The organism is Rhizobium sp. Leaf321 (assembly GCF_001423215.1).
In the GTDB taxonomy this organism is placed as follows: Bacteria; Pseudomonadota; Alphaproteobacteria; order Rhizobiales; family Rhizobiaceae; genus Neorhizobium; species Neorhizobium soli.
In genome coordinates this window covers 288,125-311,770 of record NZ_LMOF01000001.1, presented here as the reverse complement: position 1 = coordinate 311,770, position 23,646 = coordinate 288,125, and the positions used below count along the sequence as shown (strand labels likewise).

26 protein-coding genes are annotated in these 23,646 nt (G+C 60.4%); 8 read left to right on the top strand and 18 right to left on the bottom strand.

The annotated features are described in order from the left end of the window. Window positions 1-2: 2 nt before the first annotated feature. The gene (gene pcaD / locus ASF70_RS01360) at window positions 3-797 is read right to left on the bottom strand and encodes a 3-oxoadipate enol-lactonase (protein WP_062576768.1); all 795 of its coding nucleotides are present in this window, start codon (window positions 795-797) and stop codon (window positions 3-5) included. Between the two features lie 92 nt (window positions 798-889). On the opposite strand from pcaD, the gene pcaQ reads away from it, so the two are divergent. Both pcaQ and ASF70_RS01350 read left to right on the top strand, forming a co-directional pair. Beyond that, window positions 890-1,828 carry a pca operon transcription factor PcaQ gene (gene pcaQ, locus ASF70_RS01355; protein WP_062576867.1) on the top strand — a complete coding sequence of 313 codons (939 nt, stop codon included), beginning with the start codon at window positions 890-892 and terminating at the stop codon, window positions 1,826-1,828. Window positions 1,829-1,882: 54 nt separating this feature from the next. Beyond that, a complete protein-coding gene (locus ASF70_RS01350) occupies window positions 1,883-3,139 on the top strand; it encodes a glycerate kinase (protein WP_062576766.1) in 1,257 nt (418 codons plus the stop codon). A 12-nt stretch (window positions 3,140-3,151) separates the two neighbouring features. Here ASF70_RS01350 and ASF70_RS01345 read toward each other — a convergent pair whose 3' ends face one another. The 4 genes from ASF70_RS01345 to ASF70_RS01330 all read right to left on the bottom strand — a co-directional run bounded on the left by ASF70_RS01345 (window position 3,152) and on the right by ASF70_RS01330 (window position 6,293). After that, window positions 3,152-4,057 (bottom strand): S1C family serine protease, encoded by a 906-nt coding sequence (locus ASF70_RS01345; RefSeq protein ID WP_062454437.1) that lies wholly within the window; start codon window positions 4,055-4,057, stop codon window positions 3,152-3,154. A 198-nt stretch (window positions 4,058-4,255) separates the two neighbouring features. Then, entirely contained in the window at window positions 4,256-4,783 is a 528-nt protein-coding gene (locus tag ASF70_RS01340; RefSeq protein ID WP_062454438.1) for a DUF992 domain-containing protein, read from the bottom strand. A 192-nt stretch (window positions 4,784-4,975) separates the two neighbouring features. Further along, window positions 4,976-5,389, bottom strand: a complete 414-nt coding sequence (locus ASF70_RS01335; protein ID WP_062576764.1) for a TIGR02588 family protein — start codon at window positions 5,387-5,389, stop codon at window positions 4,976-4,978. A gap of 10 nt (window positions 5,390-5,399) precedes the next feature. Beyond that, entirely contained in the window at window positions 5,400-6,293 is an 894-nt protein-coding gene (locus ASF70_RS01330; protein ID WP_244473913.1) for a TIGR02587 family membrane protein, read from the bottom strand. Window positions 6,294-6,411: 118 nt separating this feature from the next. Here ASF70_RS01330 and ASF70_RS01325 point away from each other — a divergent pair, with 118 nt between their 5' ends. Continuing rightward, the gene (locus ASF70_RS01325) at window positions 6,412-7,047 is read left to right on the top strand and encodes an alpha/beta family hydrolase (RefSeq protein ID WP_062454442.1); all 636 of its coding nucleotides are present in this window, start codon (window positions 6,412-6,414) and stop codon (window positions 7,045-7,047) included. Window positions 7,048-7,075: 28 nt separating this feature from the next. On the opposite strand, the gene ASF70_RS01320 is transcribed toward ASF70_RS01325, so the two are convergent. The 11 genes from ASF70_RS01320 to ASF70_RS01275 form a co-directional block, all read right to left on the bottom strand. Beyond that, the gene (locus ASF70_RS01320) at window positions 7,076-7,870 is read right to left on the bottom strand and encodes a DUF1194 domain-containing protein (protein ID WP_062576762.1); all 795 of its coding nucleotides are present in this window, start codon (window positions 7,868-7,870) and stop codon (window positions 7,076-7,078) included. Window positions 7,871-7,973: 103 nt separating this feature from the next. Continuing rightward, complete coding sequence (locus tag ASF70_RS24275; RefSeq protein WP_165699858.1) at window positions 7,974-8,150, bottom strand: hypothetical protein; 177 nt, start codon at window positions 8,148-8,150, stop codon at window positions 7,974-7,976. Window positions 8,151-8,441: 291 nt separating this feature from the next. Next, on the bottom strand, window positions 8,442-9,221 hold the full coding sequence (locus tag ASF70_RS01315) for an ABC transporter ATP-binding protein (RefSeq protein WP_062576760.1): 780 nt from the start codon (window positions 9,219-9,221) through the stop codon (window positions 8,442-8,444). Continuing rightward, a complete protein-coding gene (locus ASF70_RS01310; RefSeq protein WP_062576758.1) occupies window positions 9,218-10,234 on the bottom strand; it encodes an iron ABC transporter permease in 1,017 nt (338 codons plus the stop codon). The genes ASF70_RS01315 and ASF70_RS01310 overlap by 4 nt, the downstream gene beginning before the upstream one ends. Next, entirely contained in the window at window positions 10,231-11,217 is a 987-nt protein-coding gene (locus ASF70_RS01305; RefSeq protein ID WP_062576756.1) for an iron ABC transporter permease, read from the bottom strand. The genes ASF70_RS01310 and ASF70_RS01305 overlap by 4 nt, the downstream gene beginning before the upstream one ends. After that, window positions 11,214-12,260 (bottom strand): iron-siderophore ABC transporter substrate-binding protein, encoded by a 1,047-nt coding sequence (locus tag ASF70_RS01300; RefSeq protein ID WP_082471682.1) that lies wholly within the window; start codon window positions 12,258-12,260, stop codon window positions 11,214-11,216. Before ASF70_RS01300 ends, ASF70_RS01305 begins: the two co-directional genes overlap by 4 nt. An 80-nt stretch (window positions 12,261-12,340) precedes the next feature. Further along, on the bottom strand, window positions 12,341-14,446 hold the full coding sequence (locus tag ASF70_RS01295; protein ID WP_082471681.1) for a TonB-dependent siderophore receptor: 2,106 nt from the start codon (window positions 14,444-14,446) through the stop codon (window positions 12,341-12,343). A 292-nt stretch (window positions 14,447-14,738) separates the two neighbouring features. Further along, on the bottom strand, window positions 14,739-15,203 hold the full coding sequence (locus ASF70_RS01290) for a GNAT family N-acetyltransferase (RefSeq protein WP_062576754.1): 465 nt from the start codon (window positions 15,201-15,203) through the stop codon (window positions 14,739-14,741). 48 nt (window positions 15,204-15,251) lie between these two features. After that, entirely contained in the window at window positions 15,252-15,545 is a 294-nt protein-coding gene (locus ASF70_RS01285) for an Rmf/CrpP family protein (RefSeq protein WP_062576751.1), read from the bottom strand. Between the two features lie 73 nt (window positions 15,546-15,618). Beyond that, the gene (locus ASF70_RS01280; RefSeq protein WP_062576749.1) at window positions 15,619-17,121 is read right to left on the bottom strand and encodes a carnitine 3-dehydrogenase; all 1,503 of its coding nucleotides are present in this window, start codon (window positions 17,119-17,121) and stop codon (window positions 15,619-15,621) included. Beyond that, a complete protein-coding gene (locus ASF70_RS01275; RefSeq protein ID WP_062576861.1) occupies window positions 17,118-18,029 on the bottom strand; it encodes a 3-keto-5-aminohexanoate cleavage protein in 912 nt (303 codons plus the stop codon). The genes ASF70_RS01280 and ASF70_RS01275 overlap by 4 nt, the downstream gene beginning before the upstream one ends. A 107-nt stretch (window positions 18,030-18,136) precedes the next feature. On the opposite strand from ASF70_RS01275, the gene ASF70_RS01270 reads away from it, so the two are divergent. Next, the gene (locus ASF70_RS01270) at window positions 18,137-19,123 is read left to right on the top strand and encodes a GlxA family transcriptional regulator (RefSeq protein WP_062576747.1); all 987 of its coding nucleotides are present in this window, start codon (window positions 18,137-18,139) and stop codon (window positions 19,121-19,123) included. Here the strand turns inward: ASF70_RS01270 and ASF70_RS23370 are convergent. Together ASF70_RS23370 and ASF70_RS01265 are read right to left on the bottom strand one after the other, a co-directional pair. Further along, a complete protein-coding gene (locus ASF70_RS23370; RefSeq protein ID WP_082471680.1) occupies window positions 19,107-19,265 on the bottom strand; it encodes a YqaE/Pmp3 family membrane protein in 159 nt (52 codons plus the stop codon). The two genes, ASF70_RS01270 and ASF70_RS23370, sit on opposite strands and share 17 nt — an antisense overlap. Before the next feature lie 105 nt (window positions 19,266-19,370). After that, window positions 19,371-19,871 carry a hypothetical protein gene (locus tag ASF70_RS01265; protein ID WP_062454454.1) on the bottom strand — a complete coding sequence of 167 codons (501 nt, stop codon included), beginning with the start codon at window positions 19,869-19,871 and terminating at the stop codon, window positions 19,371-19,373. Between the two features lie 262 nt (window positions 19,872-20,133). On the opposite strand from ASF70_RS01265, the gene ASF70_RS01260 reads away from it, so the two are divergent. The 4 genes from ASF70_RS01260 to ASF70_RS01250 all read left to right on the top strand — a co-directional run bounded on the left by ASF70_RS01260 (window position 20,134) and on the right by ASF70_RS01250 (window position 23,618). Beyond that, entirely contained in the window at window positions 20,134-20,913 is a 780-nt protein-coding gene (locus ASF70_RS01260) for an SDR family NAD(P)-dependent oxidoreductase (protein WP_062576745.1), read from the top strand. Window positions 20,914-20,980: 67 nt separating this feature from the next. Continuing rightward, window positions 20,981-21,214: a hypothetical protein gene (locus ASF70_RS23830; protein ID WP_113110177.1), complete on the top strand. Its 234-nt coding sequence runs from the start codon at window positions 20,981-20,983 to the stop codon at window positions 21,212-21,214. Between the two features lie 249 nt (window positions 21,215-21,463). Then, window positions 21,464-21,919 carry a MarR family transcriptional regulator gene (locus ASF70_RS01255; protein WP_062576743.1) on the top strand — a complete coding sequence of 152 codons (456 nt, stop codon included), beginning with the start codon at window positions 21,464-21,466 and terminating at the stop codon, window positions 21,917-21,919. Beyond that, entirely contained in the window at window positions 21,906-23,618 is a 1,713-nt protein-coding gene (locus ASF70_RS01250; protein ID WP_062576741.1) for an MFS transporter, read from the top strand. Before ASF70_RS01255 ends, ASF70_RS01250 begins: the two co-directional genes overlap by 14 nt. Window positions 23,619-23,646 lie beyond the last annotated feature (28 nt).

Here is a 23,646-nt window from a genome sequence, read left to right as displayed (position 1 = left end):
GTTCAGGACTCCAGTTCTTCGAGAAAGCCGCGGATCAGGGCCGCGTAGGCGCCAGGCGCTTCGATACAGGGTATATGCGCCGTGCCTTCGATGACTTCATAGCGTGCACCGGGAATGAGATCCGCAAGCGACCGCACCAGTTCGGGCGGGGTCGATCCATCTTGATCGCCTGCGATGCAGAGCGTCGGCACCGCGATCCGGGCTGCCTGCTCAGTGTAATCCGCCTTGCTGATCGCAGCACATGTGCCGCTGTAGCCGAGGGCGGGTTGGCGCACCAGCATGTTGCAATAGGCCTTGTAGGCGGCATTTCCGGGCTCGCGGAACGACGCTGTAAACCACCGCTGCATGACAGGTTCAAGAATGCTGGCGATGCCGTTTTGCTCGACGGCGCCGATACGGTCAGCCCACATCTGCGGCGTCCCGATCTTGTGCGCCGTGTTGGAAAGGATCAGCGCGCGAACGAGATCCGGCCTCGACGCGTAGAGACCCTGGGCAATCAATCCACCCACGGAAAGGCCGCAGACGATGACATTGGACAGGCCGAGGTGATCGAGCAGGGCTGCAAGTTCGCCGGAGAGGTCCTCTATGGAATAGGGAGGGTTGCCGAGATCCGACAACCCGTGACCACGCTTGTCGTAGGTGAGGACTGTATAGTCACCCGCCAGCTTGGGGATGACGTGATGCCAGATACGGCTATCCGTGCCGAGCGAGTTGACGAGCACCACGACCGGCCGGCCATCTCCCGCCCAGTCGATGTCATAGTGAACTGTGACGCCGTCGAGATCGACAAACTGCATGAACCAAATCCTCCTGGGCACAGTGTTCGCACTGGCATGCGGTTAAGTAAAATGATAATTTTTGGCCATTACTTAACCCATGGGTTATGAATTTGGACAATCTGAAGATCAAGTTCCGCCACCTGCAGACCTTTGTCGAGGTCGCCCGGCAGAAGAGTGTCGTGCAGGCCTCCAAGGTGCTGAATGTCAGCCAGCCGGCGGTTACGAAGACCATTCGCGAAATGGAGGAGGCCCTTGGCGTGACGGTGTTCGAGCGCGAAGGCCGCGGTTTGCGCTTGACGCGATCAGGGGAAGTGTTTCTGCGCCACGCCGGAACCACGCTCGCCTCCTTGAAAAGGGGCATGGATGCCGTCTCCACCACCCGCTTCGGTGACACGATGCCGCTGCGGATCGGCGCACTTCCGACGGTCGCCAGCAACATCATGCCGCGGGCAATGACGCTTTTCCTTGCCGAGAATGCGGGCGGCCAGGTGAAGATCGTGACGGGCGAGAATGCCGTTCTGATGGAACAGCTACGCCTCGGCGACCTCGATCTGGTGGTGGGACGGCTTGCGGCGCCTGAGAAAATGGCGGGGCTGAGCTTCGAGCATCTCTATTCGGAACAGGTCGTGTTTGCGGTCCGCACCGGTCACCCACTGCTTGAGGCGAAACAGTCGCTGTTTGGAACGCTTGGCAATTTTCCGATCCTGATGCCGACGCGCGGATCGATCATTCGGCCTGTTGTCGAGCAGTTTCTGATCACCCACGGCATTACCGATCTCCCGGTCCAGATCGAGACGGTTTCCGATACGTTCGGTCGCGCCTTCGTCCAGACCAGCGACGCTATCTGGATCATCTCCCACGGCGTTGTGGCGGCCGATATCGCCCACGGCCTGCTGGCAACGCTGCCCATCGACACGGCGGAGACGAAGGGTCCGGTGGGGCTGACCCTCAAGGCCGAGGCCGGCGTCCCTGCGCCGCTCGATATTCTGATGCAGACGATCCGCCAGGCGGCGCGCGACATTGAAGGGGCGGCGGGCAAACGCGATTGACGACCGCAGGTCACCGTGATCGAACGGACGAATGAAGGCATGAGGGAGCGTGGAATGCAGGATCGGGAATTGTTGGAGGCGATGTTCCGCGCAGCGGTAAAGGCAGCCGATCCTCTAACCGGCATCAGCCGGCACCTGCCTGAGCCGCCACAGAACGGCCGTACCGTCGTCGTTGGCGCCGGCAAGGGTGCAGCCCAGATGGCAGCAGTGCTGGAAACGATATGGCTCGGCGAGCTCTCAGGCGTCGTCGTCACCCGTTACGGCTACGGGTGCGAAACACGGTTGATCGAGGTTCTGGAGGCGTCTCACCCTGTGCCCGATGCGACCGGTCTCGCCGCTGCGGTGAAGATCATGGAAACGGTCTCTAATCTGACGGAACGGGATCTGTTGATTGCACTGGTCTGCGGCGGCGGGTCTGCCCTTCTGCCGGCGCCACCGGAGGGACTGACGCTCGATGACGAGATCGCGCTCAACGAGACCCTGCTGGCATCGGGCGCGCCGATTTCAGCGATGAACGTTGTCCGCAAGCATCTGTCGACGATCAAGGGTGGCCGTCTTGCGGCAGCAACCCAGGCCAGGGTCGTCAGCCTGATCGTCTCCGACATCCCCGGCGACAATCCGGCCTTTGTCGCGTCCGGCCCGACAATCCCCGACGAAAGCACGCGGCACGATGCCTTGGCCATCGTCGAAAACTACGGACTCAATCTCACGCGGGCCATGATGGCGCATCTGACGTCGCCCGCGGCCGATGCTCCGGATCCTTCAGACCCGGTTTTCGCCCGGAACGAGCATCACGTCATCGCCTCGGCCGGCGTTTCGCTGCAGGCCGCCGCCGAGATAGCGCTGGCACACGGCCTGACGCCGCATATCCTGTCGGATTCCATCGAAGGTGAAGCGCGCGATGTGGCGCTCGTTCATGCAGCGATTGCGCGGGAAATTGCAAAGCACGACCGGCCGTTCGCCAAGCCTGCCGTGCTTCTCTCAGGTGGCGAAACGACTGTGACGCTGCGCTCCGACGGCGGACGTGGCGGACGCAACGGCGAATTCGCACTGGCCCTTGCGCTAGCTATCGACGGCCTCGAGATCACTGCGCTGACAGCCGATACGGATGGGATCGACGGCTCCGAAAACAACGCCGGCGCCTTTTGCGACGGCAGCACGACAAGGCGACTGATCGCGGCCGGACAGGATGGACGCGCGCTTCTGTCACGCAACGACAGCTATACCGGCTTCGAAGCGACCGGTGACCTGTTCGTCACCGGCCCGACGGGCACGAATGTCAACGATTTCAGGGCGATCCTGATCCGGTAATCCGGCTGTCGTTCACTGCAGTTGCGGTTTCAGAAGGAAGTCGTTGCGGTCCGCCGATTTCACGCGAAGCCAGGCTTCGCGGCCGTCACGGAGAACACGCATGGGAATTTCCGCACCGGGCGGACCGCTTTCCCAAACCTTGCGGTAGAAGTCAGCCAACCCGTCGACCTCACCGTCGCGGATTTCCGAGATGACGTCGCCACGCTTGAGCCCTGCCTTTGCGGCCGGGCCATTTTCGGTGACGCTCATGACAACGACGTCGCCATTCGTTTCTGCCGAGAACGCGCCGAGCCAAGGGCGCGGCTGGCGCTTGAATTCGCCGCTGTTGAGCAGGTCATCCAAGATTGGAGCCAGTAGGTTGATCGGGACCACCATATTGATATCGGCGATCTCTCCGCCCTTGCTCATCTGCAGTCGTAGGGAGCCGACACCGATCAACCGGCCTTCGGCATCGACCATCGCGGCGCCTCCCCAGGAGGGATGCGCTGGCGTGATGAATATCGCCTCGTCGAGCAGGTACTCCCAGTATCCGGCGAACTCCTGCTTGGCGACGATATTGCCGCGCACATACTGGCCCTCCCCGTCCGCAAAAACGATCGGATCTCCGACAGCAGCATTGTCGGAATCGCCGATCTCGAGCGCCGGCAGTTCCAAGGGCGCCAAGGCCTGGACGAGACCGAAGCCGCTTTCCTGATCGTAGGCGAGTGCATGGCCCGGGACCTTGCGGCCATCACGGCTCGTGATCCACACGTCATCGGCCTCGGTAATCAGATAGCCGATCGTCAGGATAAGACCGTTTTCCCGGATGACCACACCGCTGCCTTCGCGCCGGACGCCGAGAGCATCGGCCGTGAACGCGTTATCGGGAATGGAGGCGCGTACCGCGACGACGGACGCCAAGATTTTCTCTATATCCATGATGCCGATCCTTATCTTGTCGCGGTAGGGGCGCGGCCGCCTAGCCGAATTGATTGATCGCAAACTGCACGCTGTTTCCAAGCGACAGGGTCAAAATATGATTTTGCGCGGACCGGTTCAAGAGGTTGCTACCAGACATGGAAAGGCCGCCGGAGTTACCCGGCGGCCTTCCAAATGACTTGACGTCTGGCCGATAGATCAGTTGGCTGGGGTCAGCGTAACCGAAGTACCTGTCGCAGCAACGTTCAGGCCGAGCTGACCGGTGATGCTGACGGTCTGGAGATGGATCGAACCGGATGTGCCGCCGACGAGAATGTTGGCGCCGATGCCGGCACCGACAGTCGCTTCAGCCGTTGCGCCCTGGTAGAGGCCGCCGAGCGAACCGTGGTGATAGCCAGCGGTCGGTGCGAAGACTGCCCAGATCAGGCGGCTGCGCGTGGTAAATCCGAGATCGACACCCATCTTGCGAATGACGCCGGTGTACTGATCGATCGGCTCGCTGCCCATCGTGGACGAGAAGGTGCATTCGGCTTCCTTGGCGGAACCGATGACGTAACCGACGCCACCGCCGACCTGGCAATCGAGATAGCCGATACGGACGCCGCCGCGCTGGTCAGCTTCCTGGTATGGTGCATCCCTGCGCGAAATCACGTCTGCAGAAAAGGCGGTCGTTGCGGTGAGAACGATCGGCAGGGCGGCAACAGCCGCGGCGAAAGTCTTATTCATCCCTGTACTCCATTTAATTCTTCTTTTACCGCGACCTCACCTCTTGGTCGGTCGCAGGCAGCGAACATAAACGCACATGACTCCGAATCGATCCCGTCATCGCTACACGAAATGTCACGCCGGATTCCAGAACGTGAGTGGATTGCATTGGCGGCGCCCGTCGAAAAGCCATGATCGGCTGGCGGCGTCCGTTCAGGGATCGGTGAAGCTGATCGTCCGCAACCGGATCTGATCCTGACGCGGCTCACGGGCGAAAAGGATGGCTCCCGAGGCTTTCGATTGCGCGGGAACGTAATCGAAGGTGACATCCGCCTGTTCGATGGCCGCCTCACCATCCATGACCTCGCCGCGCACGACGACCACTGCCGCCGTTCGGTTAGCGCTGTTGGAAACATCGAACCGGATGCGGTAGCCGCCCTCGACGGGCATGCGTTCGGTGATCTCGATACGGAACGCGGGTGAGACTTTCTCCTCACTTACGGCGCGCCAGCCAACCCAGCCAAGGACGGCCGCAACAATCAGCGTCGAAACGATCGCAGTGACCCATTCGATCCAGTGTGCCTCACCCTTTTCGGTGACCTTGCCGATATCGCTCGTGTCTTTCATCAGGGCCTCGCTAAAGGATCAGTCGGGCCGCGGCAGCGCCGATCGCCCCCGGGAATGAGAGGACGATGACCGAGATCAGCACCGGCGTTGCGGCCATGCCATCCAGCCGGCCGAAGATCCACAACACATAGAGACTGACCAGCATCGCGACCATATAACCGGGAAGCGTGTAGCGGAAGAAGATAGGCCAGCGTGAGCTGTCTTCCGGCATTCTGTGCCCGCCGCGAAAAGACACCGCGTAGACGAAACAGTGCATGATGGCGATCGACACCAGGATTGTTACCACCCCGTGCCAGTTCATCATCTTGTAGGAAATCAGGACGACTTCTTCCGTCGGCGCGACATTGAGGTTGAGAAACAGTGCACCGATCGCCATCAGAAACAGCTCGCGCACGTAGTTCGTCGAAAGACTGTCGGGAACGGCATCTGATGACTGGGACGTCTCGTCGTCCTCGTCGTCAGCGTTATCCTCTCCACCCAGCTGGGAGCGCCCGAGCATGGCGCCGATGCTTGCCGGAACCGCCTGGATGGCGATCTTGCCGATGATCGTTGCCATGGGCATATCGGCCTTCAGCACGCCGAGCATCACAAGTGCCGCACCACTCATGACGATCCCGAGCGCGAAGGCCGTCAACGCGTCGCGCACGGCCTGCCAGAAGGTAGAGGTCCGCTCAAACCCGATGAGATGCGCAAGCACGATCAGGAGCGGGATGTTGACGAGGAGCAGGATCAGGAGCCGGGATTGCTCGATATAGAAACCCAGTTCCCACAGCTCCATCGTCATCAGCATGGGAATGCCGAACAGCATCGCGCCCGCGGCACCCCGGCCAAGGCCCACGAGAAAGCGCCGCAATTCGCCATCGGCTTGCGTCTTGCTGTTTTCGATACTGGCAGTTCCGCCCAAACCGGTCGCTTTCGCTTACACGCCTGAATGGCATAGATAGGAACATGGCCCCGATTGGCTAGCTATCCCTCTGCCGATAAAAGGACTTATCCTCAGTTTGCGGAAGGGCTTCTTAACGATGGCGACACAATTTCTGATCGATGGACGACAAGACGCGCCGGTGACCATCCTTCTTGCGCATGGCGCAGGCGCCCCGATGGACTCAAGCGCGATGAAAGCGGTCACTGAGGCTCTCGCTGACGAAGGGTTTCGCGTGGCGCGGTTCGAGTTCGCATACATGGCGGCGCGGCGTGAAAGCGGCAGCAACCGGCCGCCACCGAAAGCCGAACGATTGCAGGAGGAATACCTAAAGGCAATCACCGACCTTGATGTGAAATCCCTTTTGGTGATCGGCGGAAAATCCATGGGCGGACGCGTCGCCAGCATGGTTGCTGACCAGGAGTTTGCCGATGGCAGGATTGCCGGTCTCCTCTGCCTGGGTTATCCGTTCCACCCGCCGGCCAAACCGGACAAGCTCCGCACCGCACATCTGAGCGACCTTAAGACGCCGACGCTGATCTGCCAGGGAACCCGCGACCCGCTCGGCAGCGAAGAGGAGGTCAAAGGCTACGATCTTTCGGACGCGATCGAACTCCTGTGGCTTCCCGATGGCGATCACGATCTGAAGCCGCGAAAAACCGTTTCAGGCTATTCCGCCGACGATCACCTGAAGACGGTTGCGGCCCACGTCAAAAGCTGGTCCGCGCGGCTTTGATGCTCACTGCCCCGTCTTTAGTCTTAGTCTAACGGTCGAAAATGTCCTGCCACTGTTTCTCGCCCATCATGCAATCGCTCTTGGGCGCCGAAGCAATCTTCATGACTTTCTCCGGTGGCGTGATGCCGCTCACCTCCATCACCAGCTTGCGGCGCACCGCGACTGCGAAATCCTCGATGCGGTGAACCGGGAGAACGAAGGAGCCCGGACCACCCGTCACGCAATCCGCGTAATACTTGTCCAGGCCGCCCGGTGCACCAGACGGTCGCAGCATCAGAGCCAGACCGTTGATGACGATTCCGGCCTCGACCGCCTTGTTCCTTGCAGGCTCAACCGGGTTGCCGGAATTGTTGGGCCCATCGCCCGAGATATCGATGACCTGGCGCATGCCCCTCAGCGGGTTGGAGACGATCATCGTCGCCCCTTGCGTGATCGCCGCGGAAATCGACGTCCGCCTTTGTGTCTCGATCGGACGCGCTGCCAGTTTTTGCGTAAAGACGAGCGCATCCTGCGCATTTTCGATCACGTGCCAGTCGATGACCGACCCCGGCACGACCCCGCCAGCCCATTCGAAATAGCTGATCGCAATGCGGCCGGTCATGCCTGACCTGACCGCATCGAGAAATTCCCTGTGCTGGAGAGCTTCGATATAGCCTTCGCGCTGGATGGCGACCTCTTCGAAATCCATGGAACGGGAGGTATCGACGGCGAGGACGAGTTCGACATCGACCTCGCCGGACGGACCGCCCGCAGTGGCAGGCGATTGTACGACGGGCGTTGCAGCCGAAGACAGGCTGATCAGCATCGCGAGTGTTGCAAGCATCTGCACTCCAATCACTGCGTTTGTACTGGTGAAAACAGTAACACAGGATTGAAAAGCTTCGAGGCAGTTGCGCGAACTCGACTTCAACTCTCAGTGATGAGACTCATTCTGCAGGCTTCACCTCCTGCTGGGCGCCTTGTGTGAGCGCTTCGACAAGGCAATCCATGATCGCTTTTCTGAGCGCGTAGGTGCTTGCGCTGGTTCGCTTGCGGTCAAGGCACTGCGCGGCTTCGATCAGGCTCATACCGTGGTGGACGACAATCTGATGGGCCCTGTTCATGGCCCAGTATTCGACTGATGAACTCTGGTCTTCAAACCTGTGGCTTACTGCGTCCAATGTGGCCTCACTAGATAAATGCATCGTGACGGCGAATCATTTGCTGAGCAGAATCTAGCGCAACAGTATAGATTCGTGAATCCGGCACGGATTTGCTTCGCGGCAAAAAACATTCCAAATTCTTAAGCGAAAACAATCACTGTTAGTTTTTATGAATGAGATCTTCCCCGCGATGTGAATATATATCACGTTTCTGGCGCGAGGCTTGTCGGCATGCCGCCGGCATTGGCCAGTTTACCGCGGGACGACCATCGGTTTTCCCGTCACCGGATCGGCAATGATCATTGATTTCAAACCGAAAGCCTCGTCGAGATTGGCTTCCGTCATGACCTGCTCGGGGCTTCCGACATCCACCAGTCCGTTACTGCCGAGCAACACGAGATGATCGGAAAACCGGACGGCTAGATTGAGATCGTGCAGTACGGCCACAACCGTCGTTCCGTGGTTGCGATTGCGCTCGCGCAGCACGGAAAGCACGTCCATCTGGTGGCTGAGGTCAAGCCATGTCGTCGGCTCATCGAGCAAAAGGTAGGGCGTATCCTGTGCGAGCACGAGCGCGATCCAGGCCCGCTGCCTCTGGCCGCCGGACAGTTCGTCGAGCGGCCTGTCGGCGAGATCGGCAAGGCCGACCTGTGACAACGCCCGTTCGCAGGCGATCGCATCGGTCTCGCTCCAGGGCGCGAGCAGTCCGCGCCAGGGTGTGCGGCCTCGCCGCACCAGATCAGACACACTGATGCCTTCCGGGGCCTTGGATGCCTGCGGCAGGATGGCGAGCCTTCGTGCGAGAGCTCTCGTGTCGATCTTCGCAATATCATCCCCCCCCAGCGTCACAGTGCCGTGCAGCGGCGGGATAAGCCGTGCCAACGCTTTCAGAAGCGTCGATTTTCCGCATCCGTTCGGCCCGAGAATGGTCGTGATCTTGCCGTCCGGCAGTGTGAGCGACAGATCCTGGATCACGATCCGGTCGCGATAGCCAAGGGTCAGGAGTTCGGTTTTCAGCGCCTTGCCTGTCACAGGTCTCCAGTCTCCATTTCACGCGAGAGCAGCCACAGTAGATAGGGCGCTCCCAGGATCCCTGTCATCACGCCGACCGGTAGCTGCAGACCCGGCACAAGCGAGCGCGCGACGAGATCCGCGAGTACAGTAATTGTGGCACCTGTGACGGCGGCTGCTGCAAGCCGCGATCCCGGACTGCTGGCCTTAGTCATCCGCGAGCCGAGTGGCCCCGCCATCAGCGCCACGAACGGCACCGGCCCCGCCACGGCGACACCCGCGCCGGCCAGCAGCACACCCGTGGTGATCAGCAGATATTTCGACCGGCGCACACGGGCCCCGAGACCCGTTGCAAGCTCATCGCCCAGTTCGAGCAGGCCGAGTGAGCGCACCTGAAAGGCCAGCAAAGCAAACAGAACGCCGCCGGTGGCGGAAACCTGAAGCGCATGTCCCCAGTTGCGGGCGGCCAGAGAGCCTGCAAGCCAGCGCTGCGCATCCGCAGCCTCCTGGAGCGGCAGGCGGGTCATCAGGAAGCTGCTTGCAGCAGAACAGAAAAAACCCATCCCGAGGCCGACGAGAATAAGCGTCAGCGCCGCCTGCGTACCGTGCCGCCGGTAAGAAAGTCCCGCAACAATGACAGCCGCAATCAATCCGCCGGCGGCGGCCAGAAATGGCAGCGGCAGGGAAAGGCCGAAGGCGACGCCGCAGATCACCGCAAGGCCAGCGCCTTGCATGAAACCCATCACATCCGGCGCCGCCAGCGGATTGCGCAGCAGGATCTGGAAGATCGTGCCGGACGCGCCGAGAACGGCCCCGACACCGACTGCCGTCGCAATTCCCGGGCCTCGCAGGACACGCAGCGTCAGCGCTCCTGGCCCGGTCCCCGTCCATAGACCGGTCCACAGATCCTGCGGTGTCAAAAAGATCTGGCCGAGCATGAGCGATGCGAGAATGGAGGAAAGCAGCAGGCCAACCAGCAGGACGACGCCAGCCCTGCCGCCACCCCTCGCCCGACCATTGCCTCGCGCCGTCACGATGTCGCTCCGGGACGAAGCCGCCGTGCGATGATGACGAAAGCCGGAGCCCCGATCAGCGCTGTCATGATGCCGACGCGAATTTCCGATGGCGCGAGAAGGATACGCCCGAGCGTATCCGCATAGAGCAGGATCGACGCGCCGATGACAGCGGCCGCCATCAGCTCGAACCGCAGGGCGTGTCCGGCGACGCGCCGCGCCAGGGGCGGAACCAGAAGGCCGACGAAAGCGATGGGGCCCGCGACCGCGACCGCAGCACCCGTCGTCAGCGTAATCGCCACGAGAGCTCCGGCCTGCACGCGCGCCGGTTTCGTGCCCAGCCCGCGGGCAAGCGAAGACCCGAGTGAAAGTGCCTCGATGCGCGGCGCAATCAGGAGAGCCACCCCGATACCGATGGCAGCGGCGCTCCCCATGCCGGCGAGCGGACGCGCGCCAGCCTGTGCTAGCGATCCTGTGATCCAGAAACGGAGAATTTCGAGCGTCTCGTTGCGGGCAAGGACGATGGCCGAGACCAGAGACAGAAGCATCGCATTGAGCGCTGTGCCCGCGAGCGCCAGCCGGACGGGGCCTGCATCGCCGCGTAGTCCGCCGCCCAGCATGAACACGGCGGCGGCGGCGAGTGCTGCGCCCGGAAAGGCCATGGCAGACATCAAGCCACTATCGGACCGCCCTGTCAGCAAAGCCGCAATCACCACTGCGAAGGCGGCACCGGAGTTGACGCCCATGATGCCGGGATCCGCCAGCGGATTGCGGGTGAGCGCCTGCATGATCGTGCCGGCGATACCGAGGCCCGCACCGGCGATCAGCGCCGCGACAAGGCGCGGCATTCGGACGGAACCGATGACGATATGGACCGGATTGCTCTCATCATATGCAAAGATTGCCTGGAACACATCGATAGGCGTGACACCGCGCACCCCGACGCCAAGTGTCAGCACCACGGCGAAGAGGAAGATCAGGCCAAGGATGGCAGCTGACTTCACGGGGCAAGCCCGGCGGCAACGCTTGATGGAACCTTTGTCTCGGCTTTTCCGTCCAAAGCCAACCCGATCTCCGCTTCAAGCCGCTCAAGCGCGAACGGCAGGGAAAGAACGCTGCCGAAGGTCAACGCTCCGGCCAGAAGCGCTCCGGCCAGGACCTCACGACCCTCGACATGGGCCTTCAGCGTCTTGCGCATCGGCATTGAGACGATGTCCGGCACGGCATCGGACGTGGAGACCCAGATCAGCAGGTCCGCGTCGAGACTGGAAAGATCCTCCGGGGAAAGCCGGGCGTAAAAACCCTCGTTTGTTTCGAGGTTGGCGAGTGCTGGCGGCGGCCTGAAACCCAATTCCTTCAGGAACGTCGCGCGGGTATCGGTGCCGATGAAGGCACCGGTTTCTCCGCCGAAATTGTAGGCGCAGACAGCGGTCTGTTCCGCCCATTGCGGATGCCGTGTCCTGATGTCCGCAAACCTCGACTTGACGCCTTCGATGAGTTCCTCAGCCTTGCCAGTGTTGCCGACCGCGCGACCGATGACGCGGGTCTGGGCGTCCCAGGTGGTGCCATAGGCGAGATCGCCCTTTTCCTGCATCAGGACAGGCGCAATCTGGGATAGGATATCGTATTCGGCCTGCGAGATACCTGATCCGATGCCGATAATCAGGTCCGGTTGGAGCGAAGCGACGATCTCCATTGACACTTCACCCGAGATGACCTGCGGCTGGGCATCTCCCATCAGCGCCTGGGCCCAAGGCCAGACGTTGTAGGGATAGCCTCCGAACCACTGGCGCGTGGCGACAGGGACGACACCCAGCGCCAGGAGAGGATCATGGGTGGAATACCCGAGCGAGACCACACGCCTGGCCGGCTGCGGCAGTACCGTTTCACCGAAGGCATGGACAAAGCGAAGTTCGTCTTGCGCCATCGCGACACCAGGAAGGCCTCCGGTCGCCGCAGCGGCAAACCCCGACGCGATAGCCGTCAGAACCTGTCGTCTCGTGGGTGCAACGATACCGAAGCCGATCGCTGTCTGGCAGATAGGCATCTGTAAACGGTCCTTTCCACAGTCATGTCTTGGTATAATCAGGTTTCACAGTTCGAGTGCCCCATTGAGGCGAAGCCCGGTTACCAAGTGTATTTCAGCGTTGCGAGAACCGTACGGCGATCGCCGTAATAGGCGGTGTTGCTGAAGCCGTCGATCTGGCTGATATATTCCTTATCGAGCAGGTTCGTGACGTTCGCCGAGAGAGCGACGTTGTCGCGGATCTGATATTTCACGGCTGCGTCGAACAGGACCCTCGACGGAACGGGATCCGTGTTGGCGTTATCGGCATAGGAACTGCCGACCAGGCGTCCGCCAACGCCGAGCGTCAGATCGCCGCGCGCGCCGTTGCCGGGAAGCGTGTAGTCGAACCATGCCGACGCCATGTGCTTGGGAACCAGATACGGCCGGTTGCCGACGAGAGTGGGGTCGACATCCTCCTCGATCTCTGCATCCAGGTAGGAATATCCGGCGGTAAAGTTGATCCGATTGGACAGCGCGACCTTGGCTTCCAGTTCGAGACCGCGAACGTTGATCTTTCCGACCTGGTACTGAGCCGAATAGTCCGGTGCCCATTGTGCGACGTTGGTCTGCGTCAGGTCGAACAGTGCCGCCGTGAAGAGCGCATCGATGCCGGTCGGCTCATACTTGATGCCAATTTCGTACTGCCTGCCTTCCTGCGGTTTAGGGGTGCCGATGAAGTAGCTGCGATTGGCCGCAACCGGAAGGAAGGATTCCGAGTAGTTGGCGTAGACAGAGACTTCGCTCGTGGCCTTGTAGGTCACACCGGCTCGCTTGGAGAAATTCTCGTCGACCGCGTCGTAGTTTGTGCCGTAGGAAGTGCTTTCAGTTTCGGCATGGTCATAACGACCGCCGACGGTAAAGATCAGCCGATCGTCGTAGGTCAGCTCTTCCTGGATATAGAGACCCTTGGTCGTCAGATCGGACTCGGACGCAACGCCGGCACCGAATGACACGCAGCTTCGACCGCAGTAAACCGGATTGCGGATATCGCCGACGCCGAGTGCAGTACCGTCGAACCGCATTTCCTCGTTGCTGTCGCGACCGTAGTCGAAGCCGAACAGCGTCCGGCTGTCGAAGTCACCAAAGCTCGCCTCGTACTGCAACTGGTTGTCGATGTGGAATCGCGTGGATCCGCCGTAGACTGCAAGAGCGTTGCGGCTCGTGGCTGGATCAGCCGAATTGTAGACACTCTCGTAGGTGACATCGAGTTTGGTGTACCTGGCGTTCTGGCGGAACTCGAGACCATTGCCGAAATCGTGGCGGAACTGGTAACCGATATTCTTCTCGATTACGTCCATGTTGTCGAAATCTTGCTCGCCGAGATAGGTCTCGGAATCGATGCCGGAGCCGAGCGGAATGCCGTGAGACGTGCTGCCGTCACGCTTGTTGTAGTCCATCAGAAGCGTGAAGGACGTATCCGCGGTCGGAGACCAGGTCAGCGCCGGCGCGACGTAGATGCGATCGTCCTCGGTCTCGTCGATCCCTGCGTCGGCATTCTGCCACTTGCCGGTCAAACGATAGCTCCAGATACCGTCTGCATCCAGCGGGCCGCCGAAATCGGTTCCGGTCTCGACATGACCGTCGCCGAGTGTCGTGTAGACTTCGCCGAATTTCTCGTCCTGCGGAAGCTTGGTCACCGCATTGACGATACCACCCGGTCCCGACAGTCCGAACAGAGACGAGTTGGAACCCTTCAGCACTTCGATGCGCTGCATCGCGTAGGGTTCGATACGGTTGGTCGTAAAATCGCCACCCGTATACATCGGCAGACCGTCGCGATAGGTGGCGTTGCCGGTCGAGTAGAACCCGCGGATCAGATAGTGATCGTAGCGATTGTCGGAGCCGTAGATGTCGGTCGAAACACCCGGCGTGTAGGCCAGAGCCTCGTCGAGCGTCGTGACGCCGCGCTTTTCCAGTTCTTCTTCCGTCACGACGGAAACCGAAGCGGGCGCGTCGAGCAGAGGGGTATCGGTCTTGCTGCTGGAACGGGAAGCCTTGGCAACGATCGTCGCATCGGGACCCACTCCACTGCCACCGCTTTCGAGCACAATCGGCGCGAGCGTTGTGCCGGTGGCATCAGCTGTCTGTGCAAGAGCCTGCAGCGGCAGCAGGATTGCCACACTGGAAAGAAGCGCTATCCGTTGGGCGCTTACCCGGCGCCCCATCGAAATCCGTGAAAAACCATTGACTTGAAAAGGTCTTGACCGAAACGCCACGCGAAATTCCCCTCGTACTAAAATTTCTGCCACGACGCCCCGCCGCTGCAGACCAAGCGGAAAAGAAATCATGATTATTTTGATCAGGAATTATCGGGAGGGCTTTTGCAAGTCAACGGCTGAACTCTTTTGCTCAAAGCAAGAGTTGCCCGGAACGGAAAAGCGGGTCAAACTGTGGCAGGAATGTCATAGCGAGGGTGCTGGCTCTCCGTGTTTCCTGGATAGGACGGCGCTTTCTAAGCTAGCTCCGTTCAGCCAGCGCGTTCAGTTTCGCACCCTCGAGACGGTAGAAGATGTGGGTTTCCTTCCGCTCGCCGCCAAGGTCGTCGTAGAACTTCAAAAGCCGCTGGTTCGTGCGCGCCGCCGTCCAATCGACGCGGCCAAACTTCCGTTCGACGGCAATCGCTGCAAGCCGCTGCATCAGTTTGATACCAACCTCTTGGCCCCGCTCGGAAGCTGACACGAAAAGCTCTTTGAGGAACAGGCCCGGCACCAGGCCGGGACCGGGAAAGATCGAAGCGAAGGCGGCAAAGCCAATCACGCGGCTGGTTCCGGCGACGATGATCTCGGTATTGAGCGGCCGGTTGAGAATCCCCGCGACGATTGCGTCCCGCGGAGGGCAGAACACGCCGTAATAGTCCTGCATTTCCTCGAGCAGTCCCGCAAGTTCATCGGTGTCCCCGGCGCTAAACGCACGAATCTGCATGATTTTTGCCCTATTAGGATACGTGTGATTGTCCGGCAGAAAAATCAATCAGCTCGGATCCTGATATCCTTCCAGCCAAAGCGCGCGACGGTCAAGATCATCCGTGTAAGGGCAGGTGTCCAGCGTGTTGCCGCTTGCCGCGGATCTCCGGCCTTCTTTCACGATGATCAGCCGTTCCGAATCCGTCAGTGTATCAGGCTGGACTGCGGTGCTGTCGATGGCTACTTCCACCCGCACCCCCTGTCCCCGCAACGCATCGATCGAAGAGACGGCATCCTGCGCCGTTGCGAAACTTTCCCGAATGATCTGATCGCCTCGGACGGCCCTTAACTCGTAGGTCATGGCGCATCTCTCCTTGTTGTCAGAAACAGAGGAGATGCGGTTATTGTTCCGGCCGCCTAACGCTTCCGCTGAGCTAATTTTTCTGCCCGACTGAGCGGCCTGCCCCGTCCGGGAACGTTAGCTTGGCATGCGCCTGCGCAATCGGCGCAAGCTTTGCCATCACTTCCGGAGGAGCGACAACGGATTTGCCGGCGCTTGCATCCACATGCAGCATCAGTTGCTCTGCCGTCGCGATGATGCCGTCAGTCTTCGAGTCGTGAATGGTCGAGAAAAATCGGACGCGCTTTTCGTCGACGGACAGGATCTGCAGTGTGGCGTAGATCGCCTGGCCGAGCTTGGCCTCGCCCAGATGCCGGATATGCGTCTCGACCGTGTAATAGCTGTGGCCCGCCTCGACATACGCGAAGTCGACGCCGATCAGGCGCAGCAGGGCATCGGACGTGTCGCCGAACACCTGGAGGTATCGGTGCTCCGTCATGTGGCCATTGTAATCGACCCAGGCGGCATTGACCTTGGTATCGACCAGCCGCAGCGGGGCCGAGGTGTCGACGGACAGGCTTGCGCCGTTGCCGTTTCCGCCGCCTTCAGACCAGAGATGCGTCTCGAACTCGGAGAGGATCTTTCCGGCGCCCCAGCCCTTGCCGCCGTCGCCAGCTTTCAGCGCCTGCATGATGCCTACCAAGTTTTCGTCCCGGATGCGTTCCAGATCGCGGATGCCATAGGCGCCGGACTGGGCATCCGATTGGGCTGCGATCTTGTCGACCAGGGCGTCATCGAGATCGACCACATCGGTCAGCTTGGTCCAGGGCCAGGCGAGGCAGGGGCCAAACTGCGCCAGAAAGTGCCGCATGCCCGCTTCGCCACCCGCAATGCGGTAGGTTTCGAACAGTCCCATCTGCGCCCAGCGCATGCCGAAGGAATAGCGGATCACATCGTCGAGTGTCTCGGTATCGCAGATATCGTCATGGATCAGCCACAGCGCCTCGCGCCAGAAGGCTTCCAGCAGACGGTCGCCGACAAAGGCTTCGATCTCCTTCTTGAGGATCACGCCCTTCATGCCAATCGGCGCCAGCCGCTCGCGGGCGAGAAGCAGGGTCTCCGGGCTTGTGCGTTCGCCGCCGACCAGTTCGGCCAGCGGCAGGAGGTAGACAGGGTTGTAGGGATGCGCGACGAACATACGCTCGGGATGCCGCATGTCGCGCTGCAGTTGCGTCGGCATCAGCCCTGAAGTGGACGATCCGATCAGCGCCTTCGGATCGGCAGCCGCATCGATTTTCGTCAGAACGCCACGCTTCAGGTCCAGCCGTTCCGGGACGCTTTCCTGGATCCAGTCGGCGCCTGCGACCGCCTCCTCCAGCGTGGGGCAAAAGACGAGTTTTCCCCGAGGCGGCAGCGGCGCCATGGTCAGCATGCCATAGGCGCGCTCCGCATTGGCCACCACCTCCGTGACGATGCGCTCGGCATCGGGGTGCGGATCGAAGATGGAAACGTCGATGCCGCCAAGCAGGAAACGCGCGGCCCAGGCGCCACCGATGACACCGCCACCGATACAGGCTGCCTTCTTGATCTTGCTCATGCCGATCGCCGTTTCTGCAGCTTGAGTTTTTCACGCACTTCGGCCGGGCCGATGATCTTTGCGCCCATGCCCTCGATCACGCCAACCGCCTTTTCGACGAGCTGCGCGTTGGTCGCGAGCTGCCCCTTGCCGGCATAGAGATTGTCTTCAAGACCGACCCGGACATTGCCGCCGGCCAGCACCGCTGCCGCCGGATAGGCAAGCGCGTTGCGGCCGATCGAGAAGGCCGAGAACGTCCACGTCTTCGGGACGTTGTTGACCATGGCCATGAACGTATTCAGGTCGTCGGGCGCGCCCCACGGAATTCCCATGCAGAGCTGGATCAGCACCGGATCCTCGATCAGGCCTTCCTCGACGAGTTGCTTGGCAAACCACAGATGACCCGTATCGAAAGCCTCGATCTCGGGACGCACGCCGAGCGCCGTCATCTGCCTTGCCATTTCGCGCAGCATCGACGGCGTGTTGGTCATGACGTAATCGCCGAGCGAGAAATTCATGGTGCCGCAATCGAGCGTGCAGATTTCCGGCAGGCACTCCGCCACATGCGCCACACGCTCCGTGGCGCCGACCATGTCGGTTCCTTCCGGATTGACGGGGAAAGGCGCTTCGACATTGCCGAACACGAGATCGCCGCCCATGCCGGCGGTGAGGTTCAGGACCACATCGACATCGGCCGAGCGGATGCGGTCGGTCACTTCCCTGTAGAGGTCGATATTGCGGGCTGCCGCGCCGGTTTCCGGGTTGCGCACGTGGCAGTGAACAACGGCCGCCCCGGCCTTCGCCGCATCTATGGCAGAATCGGCGATCTGCTTCGGCGTGATCGGCACGTGTGGCGATCGTGATGTCGTATCTCCGGCACCCGTCACGGCGCAGGTTATGAAAACCTCGCGGTTCATCTCAAGCGGCATCATATGCTCCTTCTGATTGAGCGTATTACGACCGAGAGGCGGATGGAATGCTTTGCATTATCGGAGCCATTTCATACACTATCGGCAATCAGCACGGATTACGGTGAATGAGCCAAAAGGCCCCCAGTCAGCACTTCGATATCCTTCTTCTGCCAGAGACCAACCTCATACTTCTGGCGTCTGTGATCGAACCGTTGCGGGCTGCAAATCGCATTGCCGGGGGCGACCTCTATCGCTGGACACTGCATTCTCCTGATGGAACGCCGGTCGACACGACATGCGGAATACCGATCGCGGTGGCTGGCGCGTTTCGACCGGCAAGGGAAACGGACCCGCTGTTCGTCTTGTCGAGTTATGACTGGAAGAAAAGCGTTACGAACGACCTTAAGGCGCAGCTTGCTCGCACAGCGAGACATCGAAGCCTGATCGCGGGTATTGAGACCGGAACCTTCGTGCTGGCCGAGGCTGGCCTGCTGAACGGGTCGCGTGCAACCATCCACTGGGAGGATCTGGAGGCCTTTTCGCTGGTTTATCCGGAGGTCGAGCTTGTTCGAGACCGCTTCGTGATCGACAGCAAGCGCATTACGACAGGCGGACCGGTTCCGACGCTCGACCTGATGCTGGAACTGATCCGCAGGGCCCATGGCCATACGCTGGCGCTCGAAGTGTCCAGGCTGTTTCTCTATGAATACGGTCACCGCCTAGGCCGCGAGCATGGTTCAGCCGTCACTTCCGTCAGACAGGGACGCGACGCCAGAGTTCAGGCGGCGGTGCGATTGATGGAGGAGACTGTCGATGCTCCCTTGGTTCTCACCAGGCTCGCAAAGCGCGTAGGTGTAAGCGCCCGGCATCTTCAAGACATGTTTCAGACAACGATAGGTGTGGGACCACACAATCATTATATTGCCCTGCGTCTGAACGCAGCCCGACGAAAGGTCATCGAGACCTCAGCAGCAATCGCCGACATCGCCGCCGAGACCGGTTTCAACTCGGGTTCCGCCCTATCGCGCAGCTACAGGGCGCAGTATCGCGAAAGTCCGAGTGAGACGCGACGGCGAGTCAAGCGCCGCGATCCTGTTATTTCTTCAGGATGACCCACAGCGCGTGCACGATACCCGGAAGGAAGCCGCACAGGGTGAGGAGGATGTTCAGCCAGAAGTGCAGGCCGAGGCCGACCTGGAGGAACACGCCTAGCGGCGGCAGGAGGAAGGCAAAAAGGATGCGGATGATGTCCAAAATTATCTCTCCGAATGATCAATGGCGCAAGACAACGTGCAGTGCAGCGAAAAGTTCATTTCCCCGCTCTGCGGTCGAGGTGCGTGGCGAGGGGCTTTCGAGCGCCTACCGGGTTAAATTGATGCTGCTGGTTACGACGGTCTTGCCCGTGCTCGGATCCTTGTCGACCGTCTGCAGACGCAGGCTGCCAGCACCGCGCGATTCGATTGTCATATTGGCAGTCCGATCGCCGTTGATGACACGTGCCCAACGGACGGACAGATTGATCCGGTTGCCGGATTGTCTTCCCGAAAGGGTCGAAGGCTGACCGGAAGGGCCGGTATAGGTGCCGCGGTAGCCATTGCCGCTTTCCTGCAGTGTGGCGGATATTTTGCGCTGGACGACCAGCAGGCCGCGGCACGTGCCGTCCATCGAAAACGCCGTGCGCCCACCCGACATATCGAATTTGCACGTCACGTTGATCGGCTTTGCGCCGATGCGCGTCACGACGGTGCCGACGCCGGTCCAGCTGCCCTTGAGCGTGGGAAGAAAGGAAGACTCCTGTGCCGATACGGGCAAGCTGAGAAGGCTGGCGATGCAGGCGATGATCGGGCGGCGAAAGCGCATGGGTTGGCTCCATCTGAGATTGCTACCCAACGTCGCAAACGCGTTTGGAGTTCCCCTCCTCCAAAGCAGGATCCGGCGGAGCCTGAACGAGAACTGTGACGGGCTCGAATGCGGGACGCTGCCCTGATCCTGGCCCCTATCAAGAGACGCCGGCGACCGGGGTCTCTCCATGCGGTCACTTTTGACGTCCGGATTGGGAACCACGATTTACGTTTGCCGTTTGCCCTTCACTGATTTTCGCGTCGCAGCAAGGAATGTGCTCATGGAATTGAAAACGCAGGTCGCCCTGGTCACTGGCGCCGGATCTGGAATTGGCAAGGCGGCAGCGCTCAAGCTGGCCCAATCGGGAGCCAGAATCGGGCTTCTCGGCCATACGCGCAGCGAACTGGAAGAGACGGCTGACGAAATCACGGCCGGAGGCGGCGACGCCCTCGTGCTGGATGCCGACGTTGCGGACGAAGCCGCAATGAGAGCAGCGGTTGATCATCTGGTCGAAGCCTATGGCCAACTGGACATCGTTGTGATCAACGCCGGTATCAATGGCGTCTGGGCTCCGATCGACGACATGAAGCCGGACGAGTGGGACACCACGATCCGCGTCAACCTGCGCGGCACCTACCTATCCTTTCACGTCACCGTGCCGCATCTCAAGAAACAGGGCGGGTCGGTCGTCGTAATCTCCTCGATCAACGGCAACCGCACGTTCACAACGCCGGGCGCTACCGCCTATTCTGCCACCAAGGCTGCCCAGGTTGCGATGGTGCAGCAACTGGCACTCGAACTTGGCAAGCACAGGATCCGCGTGAATGCGATCTGCCCGGGATCGATCGGGACAAGCATCGACGACAATACAAGTCTTCGCGGCAAGGACGAAACGGCTGTCCCTGTCGTTTTTCCGGCAGGGGAAATTCCGATCACCGGAGGCAAGGCAGGCGAAAGTGAGGATGTTGCTGACGTCGTGCTGTTTCTCGCGTCCAATCGCTCCCGTCACATCACTGGAACGCCGATCTTCGTCGACGGCGGGCAAAGCCTTCTTCGCTAAGATATAAAGGCGTGGAACCAGTCGATGACATTCGCGTTACTGTCCGCCATCAAGGAGGGCAGGAAACGTGAAGAATTTTATTATCGCAGCCGCTATTGCTATTACATCGACTGTATCATTTGTACCTTTTGCACAGGCTCAGAGCGTTACGATCGTTACCGACGACCGTCGTGGACCGCCGCCGCCGCGCATGATGCGCGAACGTGACCGTCATCATCAGCGCCGCGGTTGTGTCGTGAAGAAGGTCAAGACGATGCGTCACGGTGCTGTGATCATCAAGGAAACGAAGGTTTGCCGCTAACACCAAGTGCTGGCCGCAGGTTTTCTGCGATACAGCGATAAGTCCTGCCGCGCTTCCCAAGAGCGCGGCATTTTCTATGGAATAGGCACGTCAGTATGGGAGCGGACACTCCGGACCCATGCAGCAGAACGGGGTCCGCAATGCGATAATGGCGTTGCTGAAGCCGGCAGACAGGGCGATCCCGACCTTGAACCGGAATAGTACGCATGCTAACTAATGGTCATCATAAACTTAGCACACTAACCTTTTATGGATCAGGATCTCGCAAGCTCTGATTTTCTGGAATCGCTTACCAAGGTAAGCCGGAAAATCCGCACGGCGTTCAATCAGCAGGTCACCGCCCACGGCCTGACCTATCCGCGCGCCCGTGCGTTGTTTCGGCTGACTAAAAAGCAGAGCATGACACAGACCGAGCTTGCGTTTGAGCTTGAGCTCGAGCAGGCGACACTGGTCCGGCTGCTTGACCGCATGGAACAGAACGGCCTGATCGAGCGCAGGCCCGATCCCGGCGACCGACGCGCGAAACTGATCTCGCTGACGTCCCACGGCAAGGAGCAGGCAGACTTCGTGCGCTCCCTCGCGGACCAGATCCGGAAACAGATTTTTGCAGGCCTCGACCACGACGATATCCGCCGTGCCAACGACCTCCTGGACGCGATCGGCACCAATCTTGCCGATCTGGAGAGCTTCAATGTCATCACGTGACACAACAGTCGTGAAAGACGACGTCGAAAATTCAGATGCGAGCCCCGATGCGGGGCGATCGACCGCCTCAGCTGTGCAGGATGCGGCCCCTGCCGTTGCGCCGCCTGTAGCCCCCCCGGCTTTCGTTCCGAAACCGCTTCCAATTGCGCTCCTCTATGCATTCGCGTCAATTGCCGCGGCGGTCATGCAGGGCCTGGGCACAAGTCTGATTTCGGCCAACCTCCAGCAGATTGCTGGCCCGATGGAAGCGACCCAGACCGAAGCGTCCTGGCTGGTGGCCGCCTATCTGTTTCCCAACGCCAGCCTTGGTCTGTTCCTGTTCAAGGTCCGCACGCAATACGGTATCCGCAACTTCTGCGAAATCGCCATTATCCCTTACGTGATCATCAGCCTGGCACATCTGTGGGTGAACGATCTCAGCGTTGCCATTGCCCTCCGGTTTTTTGCGGGAGCCGCGGCCGCGCCTGTCTCCTCCATCGCAATTCTCTACATGCTGGAGATCTTTCCGCCGGAGAAGAAGCTGAATATCGGTATCTGTCTGGCGCTGATCGGTCTGCTTCTGGCAACGCCGATTGCCGGTCTCGTGTCGCCATCGCTGCTCGACGAGCGCGACCTTCAGGGCCTCTACCTTCTGGAACTGGGCCTCGCACTGATCGTGTTCGGCCTTGTGTTCCTGCTGCCACTCACCTCGCCTCCAAGAGCCAAGGTGATCGCGCCGCTCGACTTTGTCAGTTATGCACTTCTGGCCACCAGCATGGGATGCCTTGCCGTCGTATTCACCATGGGCCGCCTGTATTGGTGGTTGGAAGCGGACTGGCTCGGCTGGCTGCTTGTCGTCGCGATCGTCACCGGCGTTCTGATGACGATCATCGAACTCAACCGCAAGACAAACCTGATCGACGTGCGCTGGATCACCTCGCGCGAGATCATCCATTTTGCAGGCGTTCTCCTGGTCTTCCGCATGCTTTTGACCGAGCAATCCACAGGCGCGATCAACTTCTTCAAACAGCTCGGGCTGTTCAACGAACAGATGGCTGGGCTCTACTGGGCGATCCTGATTGCCAGCGTGATTTCAGGCCTCGTCTGCGCGCTTGTGATGAAGCCCGGCCGTGAAGGCTTCATCCACCTCGTCGCGTTGATCCTGATTGCGGCGGGATGCTACATGGACAGCCAATCCACGGTCCTGACCCGGCCGGAACAGATGTATGTCAGCCAGGCCATGATCGCTTTCGGAAGCGGTCTGTTTCTACCGCCGGCCATGGCGGTGGGTTTTGCCGCCGCGCTGAAGAAGGGCCTGACCTACGTCATCAGCTTTATCGCCGTCTTCCTGTTTACCCAGAAGGTCGGCGCGTTCCTCGGCAGCGGCTTGTTCGGCACCTTTGTCACCTGGCGCGAGCAATATCACTCGTCGATCCTGACATCCCGACTTCTGCCCACCGATCCGATGGTGACGGCGAGAATCCAGCAGTATGTCGGCGCCTACGCGCGGTCGACATCCGATCTGACCCAGCGCACGATCCAGGGCACCACGACCTTCGCCAAGGCCGTTCAGCAACAAGCCTATGTGCTCGCCTATAACGACGCCTTCTACGTGACTTTCCTGATCGCAATCGGCGCGATCGTGATGCTTGTATGCCATCTCGCGTGGACCCACCGCGATCGGCTCATACCGCATGCGTCTGCCTCCACGCAGGCCTGACCGTCAATTCGATACACTTTAGAAAAAG

Coding starts and splice junctions, on each gene's coding strand:
- pcaD (WP_062576768.1), bottom strand. CDS start 797: ATGCAGTTTGTCGATCTCGACGGCGTCACAGTTCACTATGACATCGAC.
- ASF70_RS01350 (WP_062576766.1), top strand. CDS start 1,883: ATGCAGGATCGGGAATTGTTGGAGGCGATGTTCCGCGCAGCGGTAAAG.
- ASF70_RS01345 (WP_062454437.1), bottom strand. CDS start 4,057: ATGGATATAGAGAAAATCTTGGCGTCCGTCGTCGCGGTACGCGCCTCC.
- ASF70_RS01340 (WP_062454438.1), bottom strand. CDS start 4,783: ATGAATAAGACTTTCGCCGCGGCTGTTGCCGCCCTGCCGATCGTTCTC.
- ASF70_RS01335 (WP_062576764.1), bottom strand. CDS start 5,389: ATGAAAGACACGAGCGATATCGGCAAGGTCACCGAAAAGGGTGAGGCA.
- ASF70_RS01325 (WP_062454442.1), top strand. CDS start 6,412: ATGGCGACACAATTTCTGATCGATGGACGACAAGACGCGCCGGTGACC.
- ASF70_RS01320 (WP_062576762.1), bottom strand. CDS start 7,870: ATGCTTGCAACACTCGCGATGCTGATCAGCCTGTCTTCGGCTGCAACG.
- ASF70_RS24275 (WP_165699858.1), bottom strand. CDS start 8,150: ATGAACAGGGCCCATCAGATTGTCGTCCACCACGGTATGAGCCTGATC.
- ASF70_RS01300 (WP_082471682.1), bottom strand. CDS start 12,260: ATGCCTATCTGCCAGACAGCGATCGGCTTCGGTATCGTTGCACCCACG.
- ASF70_RS01295 (WP_082471681.1), bottom strand. CDS start 14,446: ATGGGGCGCCGGGTAAGCGCCCAACGGATAGCGCTTCTTTCCAGTGTG.
- ASF70_RS01290 (WP_062576754.1), bottom strand. CDS start 15,203: ATGCAGATTCGTGCGTTTAGCGCCGGGGACACCGATGAACTTGCGGGA.
- ASF70_RS01285 (WP_062576751.1), bottom strand. CDS start 15,545: ATGACCTACGAGTTAAGGGCCGTCCGAGGCGATCAGATCATTCGGGAA.
- ASF70_RS01280 (WP_062576749.1), bottom strand. CDS start 17,121: ATGAGCAAGATCAAGAAGGCAGCCTGTATCGGTGGCGGTGTCATCGGT.
- ASF70_RS01275 (WP_062576861.1), bottom strand. CDS start 18,029: ATGCCGCTTGAGATGAACCGCGAGGTTTTCATAACCTGCGCCGTGACG.
- ASF70_RS01270 (WP_062576747.1), top strand. CDS start 18,137: ATGAGCCAAAAGGCCCCCAGTCAGCACTTCGATATCCTTCTTCTGCCA.
- ASF70_RS01265 (WP_062454454.1), bottom strand. CDS start 19,871: ATGCGCTTTCGCCGCCCGATCATCGCCTGCATCGCCAGCCTTCTCAGC.
- ASF70_RS01260 (WP_062576745.1), top strand. CDS start 20,134: ATGGAATTGAAAACGCAGGTCGCCCTGGTCACTGGCGCCGGATCTGGA.
- ASF70_RS01255 (WP_062576743.1), top strand. CDS start 21,464: ATGGATCAGGATCTCGCAAGCTCTGATTTTCTGGAATCGCTTACCAAG.
- ASF70_RS01250 (WP_062576741.1), top strand. CDS start 21,906: ATGTCATCACGTGACACAACAGTCGTGAAAGACGACGTCGAAAATTCA.